The organism is Gilliamella sp. B2824, assembly GCF_026536245.1.
GTDB lineage: Bacteria > Pseudomonadota > Gammaproteobacteria > Enterobacterales > Orbaceae > Gilliamella.
Window position 1 is genome coordinate 124,440 of the sequence record NZ_JAFNON010000007.1, and the last position, 23,712, is coordinate 148,151.

The 23,712-nt window shown below is 38.8% G+C and carries 40 protein-coding genes; 3 read left to right on the forward strand and 37 right to left on the reverse strand.

All coding sequences use genetic code 11. From position 1 onward, the window contains the following. Positions 1–59: 59 nt before the first annotated feature. The 3 genes from slyD (at position 60) to J3U56_RS08295 (ending at position 1,712) form a co-directional block, all read left to right on the forward strand. Positions 60–626, forward strand: a complete 567-nt coding sequence (slyD, locus tag J3U56_RS08285; protein WP_267333929.1) for a peptidylprolyl isomerase — start codon at positions 60–62, stop codon at positions 624–626. Between the two features lie 159 nt (positions 627–785). Further along, the gene (gene radC, locus J3U56_RS08290) at positions 786–1,454 is read left to right on the forward strand and encodes a RadC family protein (protein WP_267344398.1); all 669 of its coding nucleotides are present in this window, start codon (positions 786–788) and stop codon (positions 1,452–1,454) included. Positions 1,455–1,508: 54 nt separating this feature from the next. After that, positions 1,509–1,712: a SlyX family protein gene (locus tag J3U56_RS08295; RefSeq protein WP_416379596.1), complete on the forward strand. Its 204-nt coding sequence runs from the start codon at positions 1,509–1,511 to the stop codon at positions 1,710–1,712. A 340-nt stretch (positions 1,713–2,052) separates the two neighbouring features. Here the strand turns inward: J3U56_RS08295 and rplQ are convergent, their stop codons facing one another. The 37 genes from rplQ to iscR form a co-directional block, all read right to left on the reverse strand. Continuing rightward, positions 2,053–2,439: a 50S ribosomal protein L17 gene (gene rplQ, locus J3U56_RS08300; protein WP_034884211.1), complete on the reverse strand. Its 387-nt coding sequence runs from the start codon at positions 2,437–2,439 to the stop codon at positions 2,053–2,055. A 29-nt stretch (positions 2,440–2,468) separates the two neighbouring features. Further along, positions 2,469–3,458 carry a DNA-directed RNA polymerase subunit alpha gene (locus J3U56_RS08305; protein ID WP_065634463.1) on the reverse strand — a complete coding sequence of 330 codons (990 nt, stop codon included), beginning with the start codon at positions 3,456–3,458 and terminating at the stop codon, positions 2,469–2,471. 25 nt (positions 3,459–3,483) lie between these two features. Continuing rightward, positions 3,484–4,104 (reverse strand): 30S ribosomal protein S4, encoded by a 621-nt coding sequence (gene rpsD, locus J3U56_RS08310; RefSeq protein ID WP_065558591.1) that lies wholly within the window; start codon positions 4,102–4,104, stop codon positions 3,484–3,486. Positions 4,105–4,150: 46 nt separating this feature from the next. Next, on the reverse strand, positions 4,151–4,540 hold the full coding sequence (rpsK, locus tag J3U56_RS08315; RefSeq protein WP_034948028.1) for a 30S ribosomal protein S11: 390 nt from the start codon (positions 4,538–4,540) through the stop codon (positions 4,151–4,153). 15 nt (positions 4,541–4,555) lie between these two features. After that, positions 4,556–4,912, reverse strand: a complete 357-nt coding sequence (rpsM, locus tag J3U56_RS08320) for a 30S ribosomal protein S13 (RefSeq protein ID WP_025314404.1) — start codon at positions 4,910–4,912, stop codon at positions 4,556–4,558. 169 nt (positions 4,913–5,081) lie between these two features. Beyond that, entirely contained in the window at positions 5,082–5,195 is a 114-nt protein-coding gene (rpmJ, locus tag J3U56_RS08325; RefSeq protein WP_034884218.1) for a 50S ribosomal protein L36, read from the reverse strand. 26 nt (positions 5,196–5,221) lie between these two features. Next, on the reverse strand, positions 5,222–6,562 hold the full coding sequence (gene secY, locus J3U56_RS08330; protein ID WP_267333931.1) for a preprotein translocase subunit SecY: 1,341 nt from the start codon (positions 6,560–6,562) through the stop codon (positions 5,222–5,224). An 8-nt stretch (positions 6,563–6,570) separates the two neighbouring features. Further along, positions 6,571–7,005 carry a 50S ribosomal protein L15 gene (gene rplO, locus J3U56_RS08335; RefSeq protein ID WP_267367337.1) on the reverse strand — a complete coding sequence of 145 codons (435 nt, stop codon included), beginning with the start codon at positions 7,003–7,005 and terminating at the stop codon, positions 6,571–6,573. 5 nt (positions 7,006–7,010) lie between these two features. Further along, complete coding sequence (rpmD, locus tag J3U56_RS08340) at positions 7,011–7,190, reverse strand: 50S ribosomal protein L30 (protein ID WP_025314400.1); 180 nt, start codon at positions 7,188–7,190, stop codon at positions 7,011–7,013. 6 nt (positions 7,191–7,196) lie between these two features. Further along, positions 7,197–7,697: a 30S ribosomal protein S5 gene (gene rpsE, locus J3U56_RS08345; protein ID WP_025314399.1), complete on the reverse strand. Its 501-nt coding sequence runs from the start codon at positions 7,695–7,697 to the stop codon at positions 7,197–7,199. A 14-nt stretch (positions 7,698–7,711) separates the two neighbouring features. After that, positions 7,712–8,065 (reverse strand): 50S ribosomal protein L18, encoded by a 354-nt coding sequence (gene rplR, locus J3U56_RS08350; protein ID WP_025314398.1) that lies wholly within the window; start codon positions 8,063–8,065, stop codon positions 7,712–7,714. A gap of 9 nt (positions 8,066–8,074) precedes the next feature. Next, positions 8,075–8,608, reverse strand: a complete 534-nt coding sequence (rplF, locus tag J3U56_RS08355) for a 50S ribosomal protein L6 (protein ID WP_267333932.1) — start codon at positions 8,606–8,608, stop codon at positions 8,075–8,077. An 11-nt stretch (positions 8,609–8,619) separates the two neighbouring features. Continuing rightward, a complete protein-coding gene (gene rpsH, locus J3U56_RS08360) occupies positions 8,620–9,012 on the reverse strand; it encodes a 30S ribosomal protein S8 (protein ID WP_034884228.1) in 393 nt (130 codons plus the stop codon). A 17-nt stretch (positions 9,013–9,029) separates the two neighbouring features. Beyond that, complete coding sequence (gene rpsN / locus J3U56_RS08365) at positions 9,030–9,335, reverse strand: 30S ribosomal protein S14 (RefSeq protein WP_267367340.1); 306 nt, start codon at positions 9,333–9,335, stop codon at positions 9,030–9,032. Positions 9,336–9,346: 11 nt separating this feature from the next. Next, positions 9,347–9,886 (reverse strand): 50S ribosomal protein L5, encoded by a 540-nt coding sequence (gene rplE, locus J3U56_RS08370; protein ID WP_065634458.1) that lies wholly within the window; start codon positions 9,884–9,886, stop codon positions 9,347–9,349. A gap of 17 nt (positions 9,887–9,903) precedes the next feature. Then, the gene (rplX, locus tag J3U56_RS08375; RefSeq protein ID WP_065634457.1) at positions 9,904–10,218 is read right to left on the reverse strand and encodes a 50S ribosomal protein L24; all 315 of its coding nucleotides are present in this window, start codon (positions 10,216–10,218) and stop codon (positions 9,904–9,906) included. A 10-nt stretch (positions 10,219–10,228) separates the two neighbouring features. Beyond that, positions 10,229–10,600, reverse strand: coding sequence for a 50S ribosomal protein L14 (gene rplN / locus J3U56_RS08380; RefSeq protein ID WP_025314392.1), 372 nt, complete (start codon positions 10,598–10,600; stop codon positions 10,229–10,231). Between the two features lie 194 nt (positions 10,601–10,794). After that, on the reverse strand, positions 10,795–11,055 hold the full coding sequence (rpsQ, locus tag J3U56_RS08385) for a 30S ribosomal protein S17 (RefSeq protein WP_025314391.1): 261 nt from the start codon (positions 11,053–11,055) through the stop codon (positions 10,795–10,797). A gap of 1 nt (position 11,056) precedes the next feature. Beyond that, positions 11,057–11,248, reverse strand: a complete 192-nt coding sequence (rpmC, locus tag J3U56_RS08390) for a 50S ribosomal protein L29 (protein ID WP_065634456.1) — start codon at positions 11,246–11,248, stop codon at positions 11,057–11,059. Continuing rightward, positions 11,249–11,659, reverse strand: coding sequence for a 50S ribosomal protein L16 (gene rplP / locus J3U56_RS08395; protein ID WP_025314389.1), 411 nt, complete (start codon positions 11,657–11,659; stop codon positions 11,249–11,251). A 12-nt stretch (positions 11,660–11,671) separates the two neighbouring features. Further along, a complete protein-coding gene (gene rpsC, locus J3U56_RS08400) occupies positions 11,672–12,409 on the reverse strand; it encodes a 30S ribosomal protein S3 (protein ID WP_065634455.1) in 738 nt (245 codons plus the stop codon). A 14-nt stretch (positions 12,410–12,423) separates the two neighbouring features. Then, a complete protein-coding gene (gene rplV / locus J3U56_RS08405) occupies positions 12,424–12,756 on the reverse strand; it encodes a 50S ribosomal protein L22 (RefSeq protein WP_034884235.1) in 333 nt (110 codons plus the stop codon). Positions 12,757–12,769: 13 nt separating this feature from the next. Next, entirely contained in the window at positions 12,770–13,048 is a 279-nt protein-coding gene (gene rpsS, locus J3U56_RS08410; RefSeq protein ID WP_024496505.1) for a 30S ribosomal protein S19, read from the reverse strand. Positions 13,049–13,067: 19 nt separating this feature from the next. Then, positions 13,068–13,892: a 50S ribosomal protein L2 gene (gene rplB / locus J3U56_RS08415; protein WP_065562943.1), complete on the reverse strand. Its 825-nt coding sequence runs from the start codon at positions 13,890–13,892 to the stop codon at positions 13,068–13,070. 18 nt (positions 13,893–13,910) lie between these two features. Beyond that, complete coding sequence (rplW, locus tag J3U56_RS08420) at positions 13,911–14,213, reverse strand: 50S ribosomal protein L23 (protein WP_034885052.1); 303 nt, start codon at positions 14,211–14,213, stop codon at positions 13,911–13,913. Continuing rightward, complete coding sequence (rplD, locus tag J3U56_RS08425) at positions 14,210–14,812, reverse strand: 50S ribosomal protein L4 (RefSeq protein WP_025314384.1); 603 nt, start codon at positions 14,810–14,812, stop codon at positions 14,210–14,212. The genes rplW and rplD overlap by 4 nt, the downstream gene beginning before the upstream one ends. Before the next feature lie 16 nt (positions 14,813–14,828). Continuing rightward, positions 14,829–15,455, reverse strand: coding sequence for a 50S ribosomal protein L3 (gene rplC, locus J3U56_RS08430; protein WP_065567159.1), 627 nt, complete (start codon positions 15,453–15,455; stop codon positions 14,829–14,831). A 31-nt stretch (positions 15,456–15,486) separates the two neighbouring features. Beyond that, on the reverse strand, positions 15,487–15,798 hold the full coding sequence (gene rpsJ / locus J3U56_RS08435) for a 30S ribosomal protein S10 (protein WP_006120582.1): 312 nt from the start codon (positions 15,796–15,798) through the stop codon (positions 15,487–15,489). Between the two features lie 373 nt (positions 15,799–16,171). Beyond that, entirely contained in the window at positions 16,172–17,107 is a 936-nt protein-coding gene (locus J3U56_RS08440; RefSeq protein ID WP_267333933.1) for a pseudouridine-5'-phosphate glycosidase, read from the reverse strand. Beyond that, positions 17,104–18,195: a PfkB family carbohydrate kinase gene (locus tag J3U56_RS08445; RefSeq protein WP_267367342.1), complete on the reverse strand. Its 1,092-nt coding sequence runs from the start codon at positions 18,193–18,195 to the stop codon at positions 17,104–17,106. Before J3U56_RS08445 ends, J3U56_RS08440 begins: the two co-directional genes overlap by 4 nt. 192 nt (positions 18,196–18,387) lie before the next feature. Next, positions 18,388–18,726, reverse strand: coding sequence for an ISC system 2Fe-2S type ferredoxin (gene fdx / locus J3U56_RS08450; RefSeq protein ID WP_065634451.1), 339 nt, complete (start codon positions 18,724–18,726; stop codon positions 18,388–18,390). A 14-nt stretch (positions 18,727–18,740) separates the two neighbouring features. After that, positions 18,741–20,600 carry a Fe-S protein assembly chaperone HscA gene (gene hscA / locus J3U56_RS08455; RefSeq protein WP_267367345.1) on the reverse strand — a complete coding sequence of 620 codons (1,860 nt, stop codon included), beginning with the start codon at positions 20,598–20,600 and terminating at the stop codon, positions 18,741–18,743. 37 nt (positions 20,601–20,637) lie between these two features. Continuing rightward, entirely contained in the window at positions 20,638–21,156 is a 519-nt protein-coding gene (hscB, locus tag J3U56_RS08460) for a Fe-S protein assembly co-chaperone HscB (protein WP_267367348.1), read from the reverse strand. 14 nt (positions 21,157–21,170) lie between these two features. Continuing rightward, complete coding sequence (gene iscA, locus J3U56_RS08465; RefSeq protein ID WP_065634448.1) at positions 21,171–21,494, reverse strand: iron-sulfur cluster assembly protein IscA; 324 nt, start codon at positions 21,492–21,494, stop codon at positions 21,171–21,173. After that, positions 21,494–21,880 (reverse strand): Fe-S cluster assembly scaffold IscU, encoded by a 387-nt coding sequence (iscU, locus tag J3U56_RS08470; RefSeq protein WP_065634447.1) that lies wholly within the window; start codon positions 21,878–21,880, stop codon positions 21,494–21,496. The genes iscA and iscU overlap by 1 nt, the downstream gene beginning before the upstream one ends. A 15-nt stretch (positions 21,881–21,895) precedes the next feature. Further along, the gene (locus J3U56_RS08475) at positions 21,896–23,110 is read right to left on the reverse strand and encodes an IscS subfamily cysteine desulfurase (protein WP_267367351.1); all 1,215 of its coding nucleotides are present in this window, start codon (positions 23,108–23,110) and stop codon (positions 21,896–21,898) included. A 38-nt stretch (positions 23,111–23,148) separates the two neighbouring features. Beyond that, a complete protein-coding gene (gene iscR, locus J3U56_RS08480; protein WP_065634445.1) occupies positions 23,149–23,604 on the reverse strand; it encodes a Fe-S cluster assembly transcriptional regulator IscR in 456 nt (151 codons plus the stop codon). Positions 23,605–23,712: the final 108 nt, after the last annotated feature.

Genomic DNA, 23,712 nt, shown 5'->3' on the forward strand with positions numbered 1-23,712 from the left:
GGAGTTTTTTCCGTTAAAATCTATGCCAATTTGCGCAATACAAGTTTGTTGGAGAAAATATGAAAATAGCAAAAAACACGGTGGTTAGTTTAGCTTATCAAGTTAGAACAAAAGATGGGGTTTTAGTTGATGAAGCAACAGCGGCTGCACCACTTGAATATTTACAAGGTGCAGGAAACTTATTACAAGACCTTGAAAATGCCTTAGAAGGCCATCAAGTTGGTGATAAATTTGATGTTGAAATCATCAATGCCTATGGAGATTTTAACGATGCTTTAGTACAAAACGTTCCTCGTGATGTTTTTGTAGGCGTTGATGAATTAGAAGTTGGTATGCGTTTTTTTGCTGATACCGACCATGGCTCATTACCGGTTGAAATCACAGCTATTGATGGCGATACAGTGACTATTGATGGTAATCATATGTTAGCAGGACAAGATCTACAATTTAATGTTGAAGTATTAGCGGTTCGTGAAGCAACAGAAGAAGAGATAGCACATGGACACATTCACGGTGCACACGGGCACGACCATGGACATGGTGGTTGCGGTTGTGGTGGCCACGATGATGAAGATGAAGATACAGGTTGCTGTGGCGGTGGTCATGGTGGCTGTGGTTGTCATTAATTCACCGAACAAAATTCATTACAAAAGCGCCTGTCGGCGCTTTTTTTTCGTAAAGAATTCATGTATTTTGTGATTAATTTCCCAAAATTTTAAATTGGGCCTTTATACTTCCTTCTTTTTATCAATAATTTATTCTTATTTTGGAATAAATTACTAATTATGTCCTCACCCTCGCCAACATTAATGCCTCGTGAAAAACTCTTACGTTTTGGGGTTGAAACATTAAGTGATGCTGAATTGCTCGCATTATTTTTACGTACAGGTACGCGAAATATACCTGTTTTAGAATTATCACAAAAATTATTAAATGAATTTGGTTCTTTTTATAATTTAATTAATGCAAGTCACAGTGATTTTTGTAAAAAACATGGTTTAGGTACCGCCAAATACACACAACTAAAGGCAGTTGTCGAACTTTCACATCGCTATCTTAAAGTGAAAATAATGAAAGAAAATTCCCTTACTTCACCTTCTTTAACTCATCATTATTTAGCAAGTCGATTAGCAAACAAAGATCGTGAAATTTTTATGGTGATTTTTTTAGATAACCAAAATCATGTAATTACTGCAGAAGAAATGTTCACTGGTACCTATAACTGTGTTGAAGTTCATCCGCGCGAAATTGCTAGACAGGCATTACAGTATAATGCAGCTGCATTAATTCTAGCGCATAATCACCCTTCTGGTATTGCAGAGCCCAGTCAAGCCGATCGCGTCCTGACACAAAAGATTGAACAAGTTTGTGAATTAATTGATATTCGGATTCTTGATCATCTTGTGATAGGTAAAGGACAATATGTGTCATTTGCTGAACGAGGATGGATTTAATAACCATTTTTACTTACAATGTATCTTTACCTACACACTCTTATTAAAGATCTTATGAAACAACGATTAGAATTATTAGAAACCAAAGTAGCATTTCAAGATATGACCATTGAAGAACTCAATCAGATGGTCATGCACCTACAAGCTGATATTAGCAAATTAAAAGAACAATTAATGCTTTTATCACAAAAAATACAAGCAAATCAGTCATCTAATATTGCCAGCTTAGCAGAAGAAACACCACCCCCACATTATTAAACGACCTTGAAATTAACCTATTTTTATTTAAGAACAATTAAAATTAATCAACAAAACAGACAGTAAGCTTAATATATTTTAATTACGTGAAATTAATTGAAGTATTAAAACGACTTTAGTATAGCTAACAATATAACAACTGTATGTCAGATAAAATATCGAAAACTATAAACAATTTATTCCAATTATTTGTTTAGGAAACTTATCAAAGCAACCATTACGATAGTGTTTGTCTAAAATCATCAAGTTTGTTTATTAAAGATGAAGGTATAAAAGTTAAATTCAGCTCAATAAAAAACCGGCTTAATTGCCGGTTTTAATTCTCAATGAGTTAAATTTTTTATTCAGCTGCTGCTTCTGCTTCTACTGCAGGGCGATCAACTAATTCAATATAAGCCATTGGTGCATTATCTCCATCGCGGAAACCACATTTTAAAATACGTACATAACCACCAGGACGGGTAGCAAAACGTGGACCTAAATCTGAAAATAATTTTTTCACTGTATCTTTATCACGGATACGAGCAAAAGCCAAACGGCGATTAGCTACGCTATCGCTTTTGGCTAGCGTAATTAACGGTTCAACAACACGACGCAACTCTTTTGCTTTAGGCAATGTAGTTTTGATGATTTCATGTTCAACAAGTGAACTAGTCATGTTACGAAACATTGCTTGACGATGGCTGCTATTTCGGTTCAGTTGACGACCACTTTTACGATGGCGCATAACTTTATCCTTCTTATATAAATTTTATCTTAGTCTTCAACAATACTTGCTGGTGGCCAGTTCTCAAGACGCATGCCTAAAGATAAACCACGAGAAGCGAGCACATCCTTAATTTCAGTAAGCGATTTCTTACCAAGATTAGGGGTTTTAAGTAGCTCAACTTCGGTACGTTGTACTAAATCACCAATATAATGAACTGCTTCTGCTTTTAAGCAATTAGCAGACCGAACAGTTAATTCGAGATCATCTACTGGACGTAGAAGAATCGGATCAAATTCCGGTTTATCTTCTTTAACTTCTGGTTGACGTACATCACGTAAATCAACGAAAGCTTCAAGTTGTTCAGCCAAAATAGTTGATGCGCGACGAATAGATTCTTCTGGATCAATGGTACCATTGGTTTCCATATCGATAACCAGTTTATCTAAATCGGTACGTTGTTCCACACGAGCCGCATCGACAGAATATGCAATGCGCTCAACTGGGCTATAACAAGCATCAACTAATAAACGACCAATTGGTCGCTCTTCATCTTCTGACTTAACGCGAGCAGAAGCAGGGACATAACCACGTCCTCGTTGTACACGAATACGCATACTAATTGAAGCATTGGCATCAGTAAGATGACAAATTACTAAATCAGGATTAACAATTTCAACATCACCATCATGAGTGATATCCGATGCAGTAACTGCACCAATACCTGATTTATTTAAAGTCAGCATAACATCATCTTTAGTATGCACACGTACTGCTAATTTTTTCAAATTAAGCAGAATATCAAGTACATCTTCTTGAACGCCTTCTTTAGTACTATACTCATGCAGAACACCGTCAATTTCAACTTCGGTTACTGCATATCCCGGCATAGATGATAATAAAATGCGGCGTAGTGCATTACCTAAAGTATGTCCAAAACCACGCTCAAGTGGCTCTAAAGTCACTTTTGCATGAGTTGGGCTGTATTGAACAACATCAACTAGGTGAGGTTTTAAAAACTCTGTTACAGAACCCTGCATTATGTCCTCTCTTAAGTGCTAAACTTTACTTAGAGTAAAGTTCGACGATCAAATGTTCGTTGATGTCAGCAGATAAATCTGAACGTTCTGGTAAGCGTTTGAATACACCTTCCATTTTGCTAGCATCAACTTCTAACCATGTTGGTTTTTCACGTTGTTCAGCTAACTCTAAAGCGGCTTTAATACGTGCTTGTTTTTTTGATTTTTCACGAACACTAATCACATCTTCAGGCGAAACTTGATAAGACGCAATGTTCACAACGTGACCATTAACAAGAACAGCTTTATGACTAACTAACTGACGAGCTTCAGCACGAGTTGCGCCAAATCCCATACGATAAACAACGTTATCTAAACGACGTTCTAAAAGACCAAGTAGGTTTTCACCAGTATTGCCTTTAATACGCGCAGCATTTTTATAGTAATTACGGAATTGACGTTCTAAAATTCCATAAATACGTCTAACTTTTTGTTTTTCACGTAACTGAACACCATAATCGGATAAACGCGGTTTACGCGCACCATGTTGTCCAGGCGCTTGTTCTAACTTACATTTACTGTCAACCGCTCGGACACCAGATTTAAGGAATAAATCAGTACCTTCACGACGACTTAATTTGAGCTTTGGTCCCAAATATCTTGCCATTTTATTTCTCCAATAATCCTATAAACATTCGATGTTTAATAAATAATTAAACACGACGTTTCTTTGGTGGACGACAACCGTTATGAGGGATCGGAGTAACATCAGTAATGTTAGTGATACGATAACCCGCAGCATTTAATGCACGAATTGTTGACTCACGACCAGGACCAGGTCCTTTTACCATAACTTCTAGATTCTTAATTCCGTAGTCTTTTACGGCTTCTGCACAACGCTCTGCGGCCACTTGAGCTGCGAACGGAGTTGACTTACGAGAGCCACGGAAACCAGAACCACCAGCGGTTGCCCAACCCAACGCATTACCTTGACGATCGGTAATAGTTACGATTGTATTGTTAAATGATGCATGAATATGAGCTACACCATCAGAAACTTGCTTTTTAACACGTTTACGTGTACGAACAGGTGTCTTTGCCATTTATTATCACCTCAATTATTTCTTGATTGGCTTACGCGGTCCCTTACGGGTACGAGCGTTAGTCTTAGTGCGTTGACCACGAACAGGAAGTCCACGACGGTGACGCATGCCACGATAACAACCAAGGTCTAATAAACGCTTGATACTCATAGTTACTTCACGACGTAAATCACCTTCAACAGTAAATTTAGCGACTTGTTCACGTAACTTTTCAATCTGATCTTCAGATAGTTCTCTGATCTTTACATGTTCAGGAATACCGGCTTCAGCACAAATTGTCTTAGCACGAGTATTACCAATTCCATAAATTGCTTGTAACGCAATTACAGCATGTTGTTGATCAGGAATGTTAATGCCTGCTATACGGGCCACTATGCACTCCTTTATTGTTAATGTTAGTAAACTTACTATACTGAAAAGCCCGTTTTCAGGATACTCAAACAGCAAGTTTACAAATAAATTTAGGCTGGCTATTCTAGCCAGCTTTACTATACTTTGGCAAGTAAAATATGCAAAAGTTCAACTTTACAGTTAAATAAAATTAACCTTGACGTTGTTTATGCTTACCTTCAATGCAAATAACACGAACGATGCCATTGCGTTTGATGATTTTACAATTTCTGCATAATTTCTTGACTGAAGCACGAACTTTCATTTTTTTCTCCGTAACTTCTGGCTAACTTATCGGCCATAGCCTTTAAGGTTCGCTTTCTTTAACACTGACTCATAACGATTTGGCATCATTAAAGTCTGTACTTGTGCCATAAAATCCATGATTACAACAACCACAATTAATAAAGAGGTCCCACCAAATTGGACAGGAACTTTCATTGCACTTGTCATAAACATTGGTACCAAACATACAAAAGTAATGTAGATAGCGCCAATTAGCGTTAACCGTGTCATTACCTTGTCAATATACTTCGATGTTTGTTCACCTGGACGGATACCTGGAATAAATGCCCCAGATTTTTTTAACTGATCTGCTGTCTCTCTTGGGTTGAAAACCAATGCGGTATAGAAGAAACAGAAGAAAATAATCGCAGCTGCAAAAAAGATTATGTATAACGGTTGATCATGAGAAAAATATTGACCTATAAGAACAATAATGTATCTCCAACCTTCACCATCTCCTTGAAACCAAGAAGCCATCATAGATGGTAACATAACGATTGTTGAAGCAAATATAGCCGGAATTACACCTGCCATATTAATTTTCAATGGTAGATGTGTACTTTGTGCGGCATACACACGACGACCTTGCTGACGCTGCGCATAGTTGACGACAATACGTCGTTGACCACGTTCAACAAACACAACAAAATAAGTCACACCAACTACTAATGCGGCGACTACTAGTAATAAAATTGGATGCAATGAACCAGAACGAGCTTGTTCAATTGTTTCATATATTGCATGGGGAAGACCTGCCACAATACCCGCAAAGATAATGATTGAAATACCATTACCTACACCGCGTTCCGTGATCTGTTCACCCAACCACATAAGAAACATAGTGCCAGTAACTAAGCTAACCGATGCAATAAAATAGAAAGAAAATCCTGGATTAATCACAACATGACCATAACCAGGAATATTCGGTAGACCAGTCGCAATACCAACTGCCTGTACAATCGCTAAAGCAAGAGTGCCATAACGAGTGTATTGGCTAATTTTCTTACGACCTGATTCACCTTCTTTCTTCAATTCTGCGAGTTTAGGGCTAATAGCTGTTAATAACTGTACGATAATCGATGCAGAAATATATGGCATTATCCCTAATGCGAAAATTGAAGCACGGCTTAAAGCACCACCAGAGAACATATTGAACATACCGACAATACCATTAGATGATGCTTGTGCTAGTAAGTCCGATAACGCTTTAGTATCAATACCAGGAACCGGAATATAAGAACCTAGACGAAAAACAATAAGCGCTAAAAGCACAAATATTAAACGTCTTTTAAGCTCACCACTACCGCCTCGAGTACTTTGAAAATCTAATCCTGGTTGCTTTGCCATCTTTCTAATTATTCCTCAATTTTTCCGCCAGCAGCTTCAATTGCAGCTTTAGCACCTTTCGTTACTCGAATACCACGAACGGTAACTGGTTTAGTTACTTCACCAGATAACATGATTTTAGCATATTCGATTTGTGAATTAATCACATTAGCAACTTTTAAGCTATTTAAGTCAACAATATCACCTTCAACTTTCATTAAATCTGAAAGACGAACTTGTGCTGTTACCATAGCTTTACGTGAGGTAAAACCAAATTTTGGTAAACGACGATATAAAGGCATTTGACCACCTTCAAAGCCACGACGAACGCCGCCACCTGAACGAGATTTTTGACCTTTGATACCACGAGTACCCGTTTTACCTAATCCAGAACCGATTCCTCGACCTAGACGTTTTGGTGCATGCTTTGAACCTTCAGCAGGAGATAAAGTATTTAAACGCATTACTATTACTCCTCTACTTTAACCATGTAATAAACTTGGTTTACCATACCGCGAATCGCAGGTGTATCCTCGCGCTCAACAGTATGACCAATACGACGTAATCCTAAACCTACTAACGTTGCTTTATGCTTCGGTAGACGACCAATAGAACTACGAGTTTGTGTAATTTTAATTGTCTTTGCCATGGCTAATTACCCCAAAATTTCTTCGACGGTTTTACCACGCTTAGCAGCAACCATTTCAGGTGATTTCATGTTTTCTAAGCCATCAATTGTTGCACGAACCACGTTAATTGGGTTTGTAGAACCATATGCTTTAGCTAGAACGTTACGAACACCAGCAACTTCTAATACCGCACGCATCGCACCACCGGCGATAATACCAGTACCTTCTGATGCAGGTTGCATATAAACACGAGAACCTGTATGAGCACCTTTAACCGGATGCTGTAAAGTATCGTTGTTTAACGCAACATTAATCATATTACGACGTGCTTTTTCCATTGCTTTTTGGATTGCTGCTGGCACTTCACGTGCTTTACCATATCCAAAACCTACGCGGCCATTACCGTCACCAACAACAGTTAGTGCAGAAAAACTAAAAATACGACCACCTTTTACGGTTTTAGAAACTCGGTTAACTGCGATTAATTTTTCCTGCAGTTCACCAGCTTGTTTTTCGATGTTTGACATCTTTAACTCCTACCTTAGAACTGTAGGCCAGCTTCGCGAGCAGCATCTGCTAGCGCCTGAACTCGACCATGATATTGGAAACCTGAACGATCAAAAGAAACTTCTTTGATATCTTTCGCTAATGCACGCTCTGCGATTGCTTTACCAACTGCTGCTGCTGCATCTTTGTTTCCAGTGTATTTTAAACTTTCACTGATAGCTTTTTCTAATGTAGAAGCCGCTGCCAGTACTTCTGATCCGTTTGGTGCGATAATCTGCGCATAAATATGACGCGGAGTACGGTGAACTACTAAGCGAGTTGCAAGTAGTTCATGCATCTTACGACGCGCTTTAGTTGCACGACGGATACGAGCTGATTTCTTATCCATAGTGTTACCTTACTTTTTCTTAGCTTCTTTAGTACGCACAACTTCATCTGCGTAACGAACACCTTTACCTTTATAAGGTTCAGGACGACGATAAGCACGGATATCTGCTGCTACTTGTCCAATTAACTGTTTATCAGCACTTTTTAGTACGATTTCAGTTTGAGAAGGACATTCAGCTGTTACACCTTTAGGTAATTGATGTTCAATTGGATGTGAATATCCAAGAGATAGACCAATTGCATTACCTTTAACTTGTGCACGATAACCGACACCAACTAGCTGAAGTTTTTTAGTAAAACCTTCAGTAACACCAATAACCATTGAGTTAATCAATGCGCGCGCTGTACCTGCTTGAGCCCAAGCATTCGCAAAGCCGTCACGAGGGGCAAATTTAATTTGACCTTCTTCTTGATTAATAACAACAGCATTATTAATTGTACGAGATAACTCGCCATTTTTACCTTTAATCGTAATTACCTGACCATTGAGTTTTACCTCTACGCCAGCAGGAACAACGACAGGTGCTTTTGCAACACGAGACATTTTTTTCTCCCTTACGCTACGTAGCAGATAATTTCACCACCAAGACCTGCTTGGCGTGCTGCTCGATCAGTCATAACACCTTTAGAAGTAGAAATAACTGCGATACCTAATCCTGCCATTACTTTTGGCAATTCGTCTTTACGTTTATAAATACGTAGACCTGGACGGCTAACACGTTTAATACTTTCTACAACAGCCTTACCTTGGAAATATTTTAAAGTGATTTCCAATTCTGGTTTAGTGTCACCAACTACTTTATAGTCCCCGATATAACCTTCTTCTTTTAGCACATTGGCAATTGCCACTTTTAGCTTAGAGGAAGGCATGGTGACTGCAACTTTATTCGCAGCTTGACCGTTACGAATGCGGGTCAACATATCTGCTATAGGATCTTGCATGCTCATCTATAACACTCCCCTGATTACCAACTTGCCTTTTTAAGACCTGGAATCTCACCACGCATGGCTGACTCACGGACCTTAATACGGCTTAAACCAAACTTACGAAGGACGCCATGAGGACGACCGGTTTGACGACAACGACGACGTTGACGTGATGGACTAGAATCACGAGGAAGCGTTTGCAATTTAAGCGCTGCATTCCAACGATCTTCATCTGATGCATTAAGATCAGAGATAATCGCTTTTAATTCTTGACGCTTCGCAAAATATCTTTCTGCTAGCTTTACGCGTTTCTTATCGCGTTCAATCATTGATTGTTTAGCCATTATGCCCTACCTTACTTACGAAATGGGAAGTTAAAGGCAGATAATAAAGCTCGGCCTTCTTCATCTGATTGTGCACTTGTTGTGATAGTAATATCTAAACCACGAACACGATCAACTTTATCATAATCGATTTCAGGGAAAACGATTTGTTCTCGAATACCCATGCTATAATTGCCACGACCATCAAAAGATTTTGCGCTTAAACCACGAAAATCTCGAGTACGAGGAAGAGCAATATAAACTAGACGTTCAAAAAATTCCCACATACGTTCGCCACGTAAAGTGACTTTACAACCAATAGGATACCCTTGACGGATTTTAAAACCAGCAACTGATTTGCGTGCTTTAGTGACAAGTGGTTTTTGACCACTGATTGCTGCTAAGTCAGCAACTGCATTATCTAATAATTTCTTATCAGTAATTGCTTCACCCACACCCATATTCAAGGTGATCTTTTCGATCCGAGGGACTTGCATGACAGATTTGTAGCCAAACTGGTCTTGCAGTTTATTTACTACCTGTGCTTTGTAGTAATCATGCAGTTTCGCCATCGTACACTCCAAATTACTTAATTGATTAATTCATTAGTAGACTTATAAAAACGGACTTTTTTTCCGTCTTCAAAACGAAAGCCTACGCGATCTGCTTTGCCTGTAGCTGGGTTAAAAATTGCTACGTTAGAAACATTAATAGCTGCTTCTTTCTCAACAATTCCACCATCTTGATTTAATGCAGGTACTGGTTTTTGGTGTTTTTTCACCAAATTGATACCTTCAACAATCACTTTGCCTGTAGACAAAACACTTTTTACTTTACCGCGTTTACCTTTATCTTTACCGGTTAACACGATAACTTCATCTTCTCGACGGATTTTCGCTGCCATTACCCGCTCCTTACAGTACTTCTGGTGCTAATGAAATGATCTTCATAAACTTCTCAGAACGAAGTTCACGAGTGACCGGTCCAAAAATACGCGTACCAATCGGTTGCTCACTGTTATTATTTAAAATAACACACGCATTGCGATCGAAACGAATGACAGATCCATCAGGACGACGAACACCTTTTCTAGTGCGCACAACCACAGCTTTAAGTACATCACCTTTCTTTACTTTACCACGTGGAATTGCTTCTTTAATGGTAACTTTGATGATATCACCAACCGCTGCATAACGACGGTGCGATCCACCGAGAACCTTGATACACATTACACTACGTGCGCCAGAGTTATCGGCAACATCTAGCCTAGTCTGTTCTTGGATCATTTTAATGCTCCGTATAAATAAATTATTGTCTAATCTACCTTCATCCACCTCAACTACCATGGATAAGAATAGACAACCAAAAACCCACATATGTGAGGGCGCATAGTATAACACCACTCAAATAAAATGGATAGCATAAAATAAACGGCCGATGAGCCGTTTATTATATTATGTACAGTTTTTAATCAAAAAGATTAACTAACTGCTTTTTCTACGATTCGAACAAGAGTCCAAGATTTGGTTTTTGATAATGGACGACACTCTTTAATTTCTACAGTATCACCAATACCACACTCGTTGTTTTCATCATGTACATGCAATTTAGTCGTACGTTTAATGAACTTACCATATAACGGATGCTTCACTTTACGTTCAATAGCTACAGTAATAGATTTATCCATTTTGTCGCTAATAACACGACCTTGCTGAGTACGAATTTTTACTTCAGTAGTCATATTACGCACCCGCCTTCTCAGTTAATAATGTTTTAACTCGTGCAATATTACGACGCACTTGTTTTAACACATGAGTTTGTGTTAACTGACCCCCAGCTAATTGCATACGTAAGTTAAATTGCTCACGTAATAAATTAAGAAGTTCAGTATTTAACTCTTCAACGCTTTTTTCGCGTAGCTCTTTTGCTTTCATTTACATCACCGTCTTAATCACAAAGGTGGTTTTAATTGGCAGTTTTGCAGCTGCCAACGCAAATGCTTCACGAGCAACTTCTTCCGGTACTCCGTCCATTTCATAAAGGACTTTACCTGGTTGAATCTGAGCAACCCAGTATTCAACGTTACCCTTACCTTTACCCATACGCACTTCAAGTGGTTTTTCAGTAATTGGTTTATCAGGGAAAACTCGAATCCAGATTTTACCTTGACGCTTAACTGCACGAGTCATAGCACGACGTGCTGCTTCGATCTGGCGCGCAGTCAAACGACCACGACCCACAGCCTTAAGACCGAATGTACCGAAACTAACGTCAGTACTTACAGCAAGACCACGATTGCGGCCCTTGTGCACTTTACGGAATTTTGTACGCTTTGGTTGTAACATCAGCGACGCTCCTTATTGTTTTCGGCCTTTGCGCTGCTTTTTCGGTTGAGCAGCAGGTTGTTTTTCTGCTTGTTCAACGGCAGCCATACCACCAAGGATCTCACCTTTGAAGATCCACACTTTAACACCAATAATACCATAGGTAGTTAATGCTTCAGATGTACCATAATCGATATCAGCACGTAGAGTATGTAGAGGCACACGACCTTCACGATACCATTCACTACGTGCGATTTCAGCGCCGCCTAAACGACCACTTACTTCAACTTTGATACCTTTAGCACCCGCTTTCATTGCATTTTGTACCGCACGTTTCATTGCACGACGGAACATAACACGGCGTTCTAACTGAGAAGTAATACTGTCAGCAACTAATTTAGCGTCAAGTTCAGGTTTACGAACTTCAGCTATATTAATTTGTACTGCAACATCACGTTTCTCTTTCTTGTCTTTATATTTATTGACAATAGAAGCTACGGCATTACGTAATTTTTCAACGTCCTCGCCTTTTTTACCAATCACAATACCCGGACGAGCAGTGTGAATAGTAATGCGAACGTTAGTTTCTGCTGAACGGTCGATTACAATCTTAGAGATTGATGCTTGTGCTAATTCTTTGTTTAAGAATTCACGCACTCTAAAATCACTTTCTAAATTATCAGCGAATGTCTTTGTACCCGAATACCATGTAGATGTCCAAGGCTTGACGATGCCTAGTCGGATACCATTTGGATTTACTTTTTGACCCATTGCTATTCTCCAGCCTAGCGATCAGAGACGATCACGGTGATGTGACTCGTACGCTTCAAAATTCGATCTGCACGACCTTTTGCACGAGGCATAATACGCTTCATGGTTGGGCCTTCGTCTACGAAAATTTTCGCAACTTTTAGATCATCAATATCAGCACCATCGTTATGCTCTGCATTAGCAATAGCAGACTCTAATACTTTTTTAACTAGTACAGCCGCTTTTTTATTGGTGTACGTTAAAATATCAAGTGCCTGAGACACTTTCTTACCGCGAACAAGATCTGCAACTAAGCGAACTTTTTGTGCAGAAGAACGAGCGTGGCGGTACTTTGCAATTGTTTCCATCTCTTTCTCCTACTTATTTCTTCTTAGCTTTCTTATCCGCAGCATGGCCGCGATAAGTACGAGTCGGCGCGAATTCACCCAATTTATGACCAACCATTTCGTCGGAAACATAAACTGGAACGTGCTGACGACCATTATGGACAGCGATGGTCAAACCGATCATGTTAGGAAAGATCGTTGAACGACGGGACCAAGTACGAATTGGTTTCTTGTCCCCGCTTTCCACCGCTTTCTCTACCTTCTTCAGCAAGTGTAGGTCAATAAAAGGACCCTTCTTGAGAGAACGTGGCATAGCTAATCCTCTATATTAATTATTTCTTATTGCGACGGCGAACAATATACTTATCAGTACGTTTGTTGCTACGCGTTTTCAATCCTTTGGCTTTTTGACCCCATGGAGACACAGGATGTTTACCAAAGTTACGACCTTCACCACCACCATGTGGATGGTCTACCGGGTTCATTGCTGTACCACGAACAGTAGGACGAACACCGCGCCAACGCGAAGCACCCGCTTTACCTAGTACGCGAAGCATATGTTCTGAGTTACCCACTTCACCAATAGTGGCGCGGCAATCAGATAACACTTTACGCATTTCACCTGAACGTAGACGTAATGTTACATAAGCACCATCACGCGCAACGATTTGAACATAACTACCAGCAGAGCGAGCAAGTTGTCCGCCTTTGCCTGGTTTCATTTCAATATTATGCACGGTAGAACCGACTGGAATATTGCGCATTGGTAAACAGTTACCTGTTTTAATTGATGCATCAACACCAGATTGGATCTGATCACCTGCTTTTAAGCCTTTAGGCGCTAAAATATAACGACGTTCACCGTCTTTATATAGAACCAATGCAATATTTGCACTACGGTTCGGATCATATTCCAAACGTTCAACAACTGCTGGAATACCATCTTTATTACGCTTAAAGTCGACAATACGATAATGTTGTTTATGACCACCACCGATATGACGGGTAGTGATACGACCATTATTATTGCGACCACCAGTTTTGCTTTTTGAATCAAGCAACGGTGCATAAGGCTTACCTTTATGCAACTCTGGGTTAACCACTTTAACAACGTGGCGACGACCCGGAGATGTAGGTTTACACTTAACAACTGCCATTGTTCTTACTCCTCCGAATTACTCAGCGACGCCAGCAAGGTCTAAGTTTTGACCTTCTGCTAAAGTAACGTAAGCTTTTTTCCAGTCGCTACGGCGACCGATTTGTTGACCACGACGTTTTACTTTGCCTTTAACAACAAGCGTATTTACGTCATCTACTTTAACTTCAAATAGTTGTTCAACTGCGGCTTTAATCTCTCTCTTAGTAGCATCTTTAGCAACTTTCAATACTAATGTATTTGTTTTTTCCATTGAAATAGATGCTTTTTCAGAAACATGTGGTGCTCGCAGGACTTTAAGCAGACGCTCTTCACGAATCATGCTAACATCTCCTCTACTTGTTTAACGGCATCAACAGTGATAACCACTTTGTCAAATGCAATCAAACTAACTGGATCAATACCTGCCACATCACGCACATCAACTTTATGCAAGTTACGTGCTGCTAAGAAAAGATTTTCATCAACGTCAGAGGTAATGATTAGAACATCATTAAGATTCATATCATTTAATTTCTGAGTTAATAATTTAGTCTTAGGTGCTTCAACAGTAAATGTTTCAACCACAACTAAACGTTCTTGACGCACTAATTCAGAGAAAATACTCTTTAATGCACCACGATACATTTTACGGTTAACTTTTTGGCTATGATCTTGTGGTTTTGCTGCAAATGTTACACCACCACTACGCCAGATTGGGCTCTTAATAGAACCTGAACGAGCACGACCTGTGCCTTTTTGACGCCATGGTTTTTTGCCTGAACCAGCGATTTCTGCACGAGTTTTTTGTGCGCGAGAGCCTTGACGAGCAGCAGATGCATAAGCAACAACTACTTGGTGAACTAACGCTTCATTAAACTCACGTCCGAAGGTAGTTTCGGAAACAGAAAGCGCTTGCGCGTCTTTTACTACTAATTCCATCTCTATCTCCTCGACGTTAAGCCTTGATTGCTGGTTTAACAATTACGTCACTATTGATTGCGCCAGGAACCGCACCTTTAATTAATAAAAGGTTACGCTCTGCATCAACACGTACAATATCTAAGTTTTGAACAGTTACACGTTCATTACCTAGGTGACCTGCCATTTTACGACCTTTGAACACTTTACCTGGAGTTTGGTTTTGACCAATTGAGCCATGACCACGGTGTGCCAAAGAGTTACCATGGGTTGCATCTTGAGTACGGAAATTCCAACGTTTAGTTACGCCAGCAAAACCTTTACCTTTAGATGTACCAGTAACATCAACTTTTTTAACGTCTGTAAAAATATCAACGTTAATGCTTTGACCTACAGTAAATTCACCTTCTTCAAAACGGAATTCCCATAGACCACGACCAGCTTCAACGCCAGCCTTAGCGAAATGACCTGCTTCAGGTTTGTTTACGCGGCTTGCTTTTTTGCTGCCAGTAGTAACCTGAATAGCTTGATAACCATCATTTTCAAGCGTTTTTACTTGAGTAATGCGGTTACTTTGAACTTCAACTACGGTGACAGGAATAGAAACACCCTCTTCGGTGAAGATTCGTGTCATTCCTACTTTACGACCGATTAAACCAATCATTGTTTCGACCTCTCAATCATTCAGCCTAGGATTAACCTAAACTGATCTGCACATCAACACCGGCAGCAAGATCTAGACGCATTAAAGCATCAACTGTTTTTTCAGTTGGCTCAACAATATCAACTAGACGTTTGTGAGTGCGAATTTCATATTGATCACGCGCGTCTTTATTAACGTGCGGAGAAATCAATACGGTAAAACGCTCTTTGCGTGTCGGTAATGGAATAGGACCACGAACTTGTGCGCCTGTGCGCTTCGCAGTTTCTACAATTTCAGCAGTTGATTGATCTATCAAACGATGATCAAACGCTTTTAACCGGATACGGATTCTTTGGTTCGACATGAGACCAGAGCTCCACTATTTAAAAGTTATAACAAAAGACTACTCCTCTTACCCTGTTTCGATTGACAGGAGAGTGTAATCCGTTCTTTTTCGTAACCCCCAAATCGGGAGTATTGTTGATATAATTCAATATTATTAAATAAGGATTATATCTTCATACGCATTTGCTTATCAAAAATTCAACAAACAAAGTGCGTCAATTATACGTAAATAATTAACTAATGCAAGGAGTAATTCATAAAGAGTAAAGATAATGACTTTAACAAATCAAACAAATATTTTTAGGATTACAGGTACTAAAGCGATAATACCTAAAGGAAGTGCATTAAATAAATATAGCTATTCTTCCTTTAGACTAAAAATTTAATAGTAATTATTTAATATGGCAATAATTTATTGCTATTTCTGATGCTAATTTAGCATTATTAAAGACGAGATTGATATTAGCTTCTAAACTATCACCACCCGTTATTTCTACCACTTTGGCTAACAAGAATGGCGTGGTTTCTTTACCTTTAATCCCTTTCTCAACCGACTCTTGTAACGCTTTTTCAATCGCAACGGAAATAATTTGCTCATCCATTGCATATTGTTCAGGAATAGGATTTGCAACCACAACGCCACCCTTTAAACCCAAATCCCATTTTACGTTAATCATGTCGGCAATCTGTTTAGCGCTATCTAGTTTTACGCTAACATCAAACGGACTAGTTCGGCTAAAGAACGACGGCAGTTTTTCGGTTTGATAACCAACCACAGGTACCCCATATGTTTCAAGGTATTCCATCGTTAGACCTAAATCTAAAATTGATTTGGCACCAGCACAAACTACAGCGACACTTGTATTAGCGAGTTCTTGAAGATCGGCTGAAATATCAAAGGTATGCTCAGCGCCACGATGAACGCCACCAAGCCCGCCGGTTGCAAAAACTCGAATACCCGCTAATTCAGCAATAATCATTGTAGCTGCAACGGTTGTCGCACCATTTTGTTTATTGGCTACAACAACTGGTAAATCACGACGGCTTACTTTTGTTACATTTAATCCTTCTTTACCAAGAATGGTGATCTCTTCTTTTGATAACCCAGCTTTTAATCGACCGTTAATTACCGCAATCGTTGCAGGAATTGCGCCATTTTTTCTGACAATTTCTTCCACTTTTAATGCGGTTTCCACATTTTGCGGATAAGGCATGCCATGTGAAATAATGGTCGATTCTAAAGCAACAACAGGTTGATTATTGTCAAGCGCTTGTTTAACTTCTGGCGAGATATCGAGATATTGATTATAGGTAGATACATTATTCATGAAACAGACTCCAATATATTTTGAACACAATTAATAGATAGATTTGGATTATTGGTAAATTCAGATGATAACGTTAAAGATGAGCACGCTTGAGCAAATCTCACACTTTGATAAAAACTCATATTATCCAAATAGCCATGAGCAAGGCCAGCAAGCATCGCATCACCTGCACCTGTAACGCTAATAATTGTTGTAGGAATAGAAGCAGACCAACCTTGCTCACCATTGATTTCGCTGTAATAAACACCTTCAGCACCGGTACTGATCGCTATACGCTGCACGCCTTGTTTATGAAACCAATCAATAACAGCTGGTATGTCTTTATCGCTATTAATTTTTATGCCACTTAACATTTCAGCTTCAAGGCGGTTAGGTTTTAAAGTATGAATATGTGATAACCAATCTTTTATTTTATGCGATTTAAAGGCTGAAACGGTATCAACAAAAATAGGGACTGAGCCTGCGTTACTGAATAACCAAGCCAAAGCCTCTGATTGTAAATTACAATCAATAATTAATAATTTTGCATGTTGAATCAATTGTTTTGACTCATTTAATAAACTTGGTGTTAACTTATCAATAATGCCCATATCGTTGATAGCTAGAATCATTTCACCAGCTTCATCTAATAGAGAAAGATAAGTTGAAGTACTATCCCCTTTTACAACGTGGCAATGATCCATATTAACGCCAGCTTTTCGCGTGTGCTCAATCAATTGCATGCCATAAAAATCATCACCGATCATAGAAACCAGATGAGTATCTTGTCCCAATAATGCTAAATTTTCAGCAATATTACGACCGACACCACCAGGTGTACAAGCAATTTTGCCTGGGTTTGAATCACCATAAACTAATTTCTTATTTGAATATCCAGTCACATCCATATTGCTCGAACCAACCACCACAATATGATTATTTTCTGATAAAATATAACCCTTTCCTTTTATATAGCCTTTTTGAGTCAGTGTCATAATATAACCTGCAACACTCGAGCGAGTGATACCTAACATGTCAGCTATTGTATGTTGTTGGATAAGCGGATTATTACGGATAATTGTTAAGATTTGCTTTTCTCTATGATTCATAAACACCTGTTTATTTTTCAGCACATGTCTATAAATCAACTATACCAAAACGATAATCAAGTTAATAGTAAAGTATTATTTTTGATAAGAAAAATGTGACAAAAATCACAACGATATCAAAATCAAAGAAAAATAGAAAAAATTAAAATCTCAAATGATAAGTAAATTAGGCGCCGCCATAAAGGCGACTGATTAATGATCTTCTTTAGCGTGGTTAAGACTATATCTTGGGATTTCAACCTCAAGATCTTCATCGGTCACTCGAGCTTGGCAACTTAAGCGACTATGCGGTTCAACACCCCACGCTTTATCCAGCATGTCATCTTCTTGTTCATCACTCTCTTCGAGTGAATCAAATCCTTTTCGAACAATACAGTGGCAAGTCGAACAGGCACAAGACATTTCACAAGCATGCTCAATTTCAATGTCATTGCGCAAAGCAACTTCTAAAATAGATTCGCCTTCTTCTGCTTCGACAGTTAATCCATCAGGACAAAGATCGGCATTAGGTAAAAAAGTAATTTTTGGCATAATAATCTCGTTAGTTAAATATCATCAACTTTATGACCAGTTAAAGCATGACGAATTGACCTATCCATTCGCTTAGCAGCAAACTCCTGTGTCACTTTATCAACAACTTTGATTTGTTTTTCAATGGTATAACTGTCATCTAATTCACTTACGGCTTGTAATTGATGTTTAGCTGCTAAAATCTGATCCAGTTCATTTTCACTTAATAAATCGGCGTCTTTATCTAAGGCGCTTTGCAAACTCTCAAGAACTCGTGCGGCTTCAACTTTTTGTTCAGCGAGCATCCTAGCTTGTTTATCTTGCTGTGCATAGCTAATAGAATCTTGAATCATGGACGCGATTTCTTTATCTGTTAACCCATAAGATGGCTTGACTTGGATCGCTGCTTCAACGCCTGTTGATTTCTCTTTTGCGGTGACACTTAACAAACCATCAGCATCGACTTGAAAGGTAACTCGAATATGCGCTCCACCTGCAGGCATAGGAGGAATACCCCTTAACGTAAATCTTGCAAGTGATCGGCAATCAGCAACAGTTTCACGTTCACCTTGTAAAACATGAATCATCATCGCCGTTTGTCCGTCTTTAAATGTGGTGAATTCTTGCGCCCTCGCACAAGGAATGGTGCTATTACGTGGAATAATTTTTTCAACCAATTCGCCCATCGTTTCTATCCCTAAAGACAAGGGAATAACATCAAGCAATAGCATGTCGGAATCTGGCTTATTGCCAACGAGTATATCCGCCTGTATTGCTGCACCAATAGCAACAACTTTATCCGGATCAATCGACGTTAAAGGCTCAGTTTTAAAATAATCGCCGACAAGTTTACGAACTAACGGTACGCGAGTAGAACCACCGACCATCACAACTTCAACGATATCACTCATATCAGTTTGAGCATCTTTTAATGCCCGGCGACAAACCGCCAATGTGCGTTTGACTAACGGTTCAATTAACGCTTCAAATTGTTCACGTGTTATAGTTAAAGATTGACCTTCTATATTTGCTAAAACTGAATCTTGTTGGCTCAGTGCAATTTTGATTTTAACCGCTTCATCAATAATTGTTTGGTTGATATGGGGATCAGTGTTAGTTTCTAAACCGACTTGTTTTTTTAGATAATCTGCAAGTAGTCGGTCAAAATCATCACCACCAAGTGCAGAATCGCCCCCCGTTGCTAATACTTCAAACACCCCTTTATGTAAGCGCAAGATAGAAATATCAAACGTTCCGCCACCTAAATCATAAACGGCAATCACCCCTTCTTTGCCGGAATCTAAACCATAAGCAATCGCGGCGGCGGTTGGTTCATTTAAAAGACGAAGTACATGCAATCCAGCTAACTTTGCAGCATCTTTGGTTGCTTGCCGCTGAGCATCATCAAAATAGGCAGGAACAGTAATCACCGCGCCATCAATTTCACTTTGTAATGTCTGTTTTGCTCTATTGGCTAAAGCAACTAAGATTTCGGCTGAAACCTGAATAGGATTAACTTGGCCATTAGGTAAATTTAATAAGGGTACGCCATTTTCAGTTTGTGAAAATGCGTAGGGAAAATGCGAAAATTGAATATCGGATAAACTTCTGCCCATTAACCTTTTAACAGAACTTACTGTATTTTTGGGATCGTTGGCAGCATTATCTTTAGCATTCTTTCCAACGGTAATAACCGGATTATCATCATGATCGATGCCATAATGAACAACTGATGGCAATAAAGCATTACCGTCTAAATCAGGTAAAACCTCGGATTGTCCACTACGAACTGTTGCAACGAGTGAATTTGTTGTACCAAGATCAATGCCTACCGCCACACGACGTTGATGGGGTTCTGGTGTTTGTCCTGGTTCACTGATCTGTAATAATACCATTTAATCTATCTCTGTTGACGTGCGACTAATCTTAAAATTATAAAGCAAATTGCTTTTCTTGTAACTTCTCGATTTGTTCAATCAATCTAGTGAGATAACGGATTTTATAGAGTTGATTAAGTGCAGTTTGCCAATCTTGTTTAGCAATGAGCGCTAGTAATTGATTATAAACTGTTTTTTCACGTTCAATAATTTCTGCATGAAAATCATCTAACAAGGTAAAATTAGCTTGATTTTCAATGTCATCAAGCCTTTCACGCAAAGAAAATTGCTCCATTAAAAAATCGGCATCATGAATAATGCTCTGTTCTGCTGCAATATCAAAACCTTGTAACGATAAAAAATATTCAGCCGCTTTGATCGGATTTTTTAATGTTTGATAACCATCATTAATTTTAGCCGATTTTTGTACAACAGCGGATTTTTCGCTGTCATTTGCAGTCGCAAAATTATCTGGGTGATATTGTCTTTGTAGCTGTTGATAATGAAGCGCTAACTGTTTTGAATCAACCGGCAACTGTACAGGTAACTGAAATAACTCAAAGTAATTATCCATAATGATAGCTCCAACTAAACATTAAAGCTTTCGCCACAACCGCATTCATTCTTAGAATTAGGATTATTGAATTTAAAGCCTTCGTTTAAACCCTCTTTGACAAAATCAAGTTCTGTTCCATCAATATAAACTAAACTTTTTTTATCTACGATCACTTTGACATTTTTATCTTCAAAAACGCTATCATCGTCATTAATCACATCAGCAAATTCCAAGACATAAGCCATACCTGAACAACCGGATGTTTTTACACCTAACCTAAGCCCAACACCTTTTCCGCGATTAGCCAAAAAGGATTGAACTCGATTTGCTGCACTTGTTGTTAATGTGATTGCCATTAACCTTGCCCTTTCTTAGTTTTATAATCATCAATTGCGGCTTTAATTGCATCTTCGGCTAAAATTGAACAGTGAATTTTAACAGGTGGCAATGCAAGTTCTTTTGCGATATCAGTATTTTTAATCGCTTGCGCTTCATCTAACGATTTACCTTTAATCCATTCGGTGACTAAAGAGCTGGATGCTATTGCACTACCACAACCATAAGTTTTGAATTTAGCATCTTCAATAATACCCGCATCATTCACTTTGATTTGTAATCGCATTACATCGCCACACGCTGGCGCACCAACCATACCACTACCAACATTAGGATCATTTTGATCGAAAGAGCCAACATTGCGTGGGTTTTCATAATGATCAACGACTTTTTCACTATATGCCATAATTTGCTCCTAATTTTAATGGGCTGACCACTTAATTTTTGTTAGATCAACGCCATCTTTAAACATTTCCCAAAGTGGCGATAAATCTCTCAATTTGCCAATAGAATTTTTGATTAGTTTAATTACATAATCCACTTCTTCTTCAGTGCTAAAACGGCCTAATGAAAAACGGATTGAACTGTGAGCCAGTTCATCATTTAATCCTAATGCACGCAAAACATATGAAGGTTCTAAACTAGCTGAAGTACAAGCAGAGCCAGATGAAACAGCTAAATCTTTTAAAGCCATCATCAATGATTCGCCTTCAATATAAGCAAAGCTAACATTTAAGATATTGGGTGCACTGTGCTCTAACGAACCATTTAAGTAAACCTCTTCAATATCTTTTAAACCATTCCATAGGCGGTTTTTAAGTGCTAATAGTCGCGGCATTTCAGTAGCCATTTCTTCTTTAGCTATGTGATAGGCTTCGCCCATCCCAACAATTTGATGTACAGGTAACGTGCCTGAGCGCATACCACGTTCATGACCACCACCATGCATTTGTGCTTCGATACGAACACGAGGTTTACGTCTTACATAAAGCCCACCAATGCCTTTAGGACCGTAAATTTTATGTCCAGAAAACGACATAAGATCGACTTTTAACTTTGTTAAATCAATCGGTAATTTACCAACACTTTGCGTTGCATCAACATGAAAAACAATACCTCGTTCTCGGCACATCTCACCGATTTTTTCAATATTTTGAACCACGCCTGTTTCATTATTAACGTGCATAATAGATACAACAGTTGTATCACTACGCATTGCAGCTGCAAGCTTATCTAAATCCAATATTCCATTAGATTCAGGGGCCAAATAAGTCACTTCATAGCCTTCTCGTTCTAATTGACGACAAGTATCAAGTACCGCTTTATGTTCCGTTTTACAGGTAATAATGTGTTTACCTTTGGCTTGATTAAAATGGGCAGCCCCTTTAATGGCTAAATTATCGGCTTCTGTAGCGCCAGAGGTAAACACAATTTCTCGTGAATCTGCACCAATTAGATCAGCAATTTGGTTTCTTGCTATATCTACCGCTTCTTCGGCCTGCCATCCAAATTTATGAGATCGGGATGCCGGATTACCAAATATACCGTCGAGTGTTAAATATTGCATCATTTTTTCAGCTACTCTAGGATCTACCGGCGTTGTCGCTGCATAATCCATATAAATAGGTAGTTTCATTTATTACTCCCAATTACAAATTCTGTATTATATATTTATTAGTTAATCCTAACTTGCTGTATGTGACTTTGACGGTCTGCTACCGCTTTAACTTCCTTATTATTCACTAATTCACTTAGTGTAATGCTTGTTAAAAAGTCATCAATGCGTTCACTTAAATCATTCCATAAACTATGTGTTAAACATCTAACACCACCTTGACAGCCATTTTGACCATGGCATTTTGTGGCGTGAACTGTTTCATCTACAGCTTTAACAATCGAACTAATTGCAATTTGATCCATACTTCGACTTAGCACGTAACCACCACCTGGTCCTCTAACACTTAGTACTAAGCCATTTTTACGTAAACGCGCAAACAATTGTTCAAGATAAGATAATGAGATTTCCTGACGTTCTGAAATATCGGCAAGTGAAACCGGACCAGAGCTTGAATGTAGTGCTACATCCAACATTGCTGTTACCGCATATCGCCCCTTTGAAGTCAATTTCATTGATCATCTCCTCTTTATATTTTGGATGTATTGTATATATCCTTTTAGTTTAGTCAAGTATTTAGTTGACTATTTTACTAGGAATTAAATATACGTTGCTTATCGACG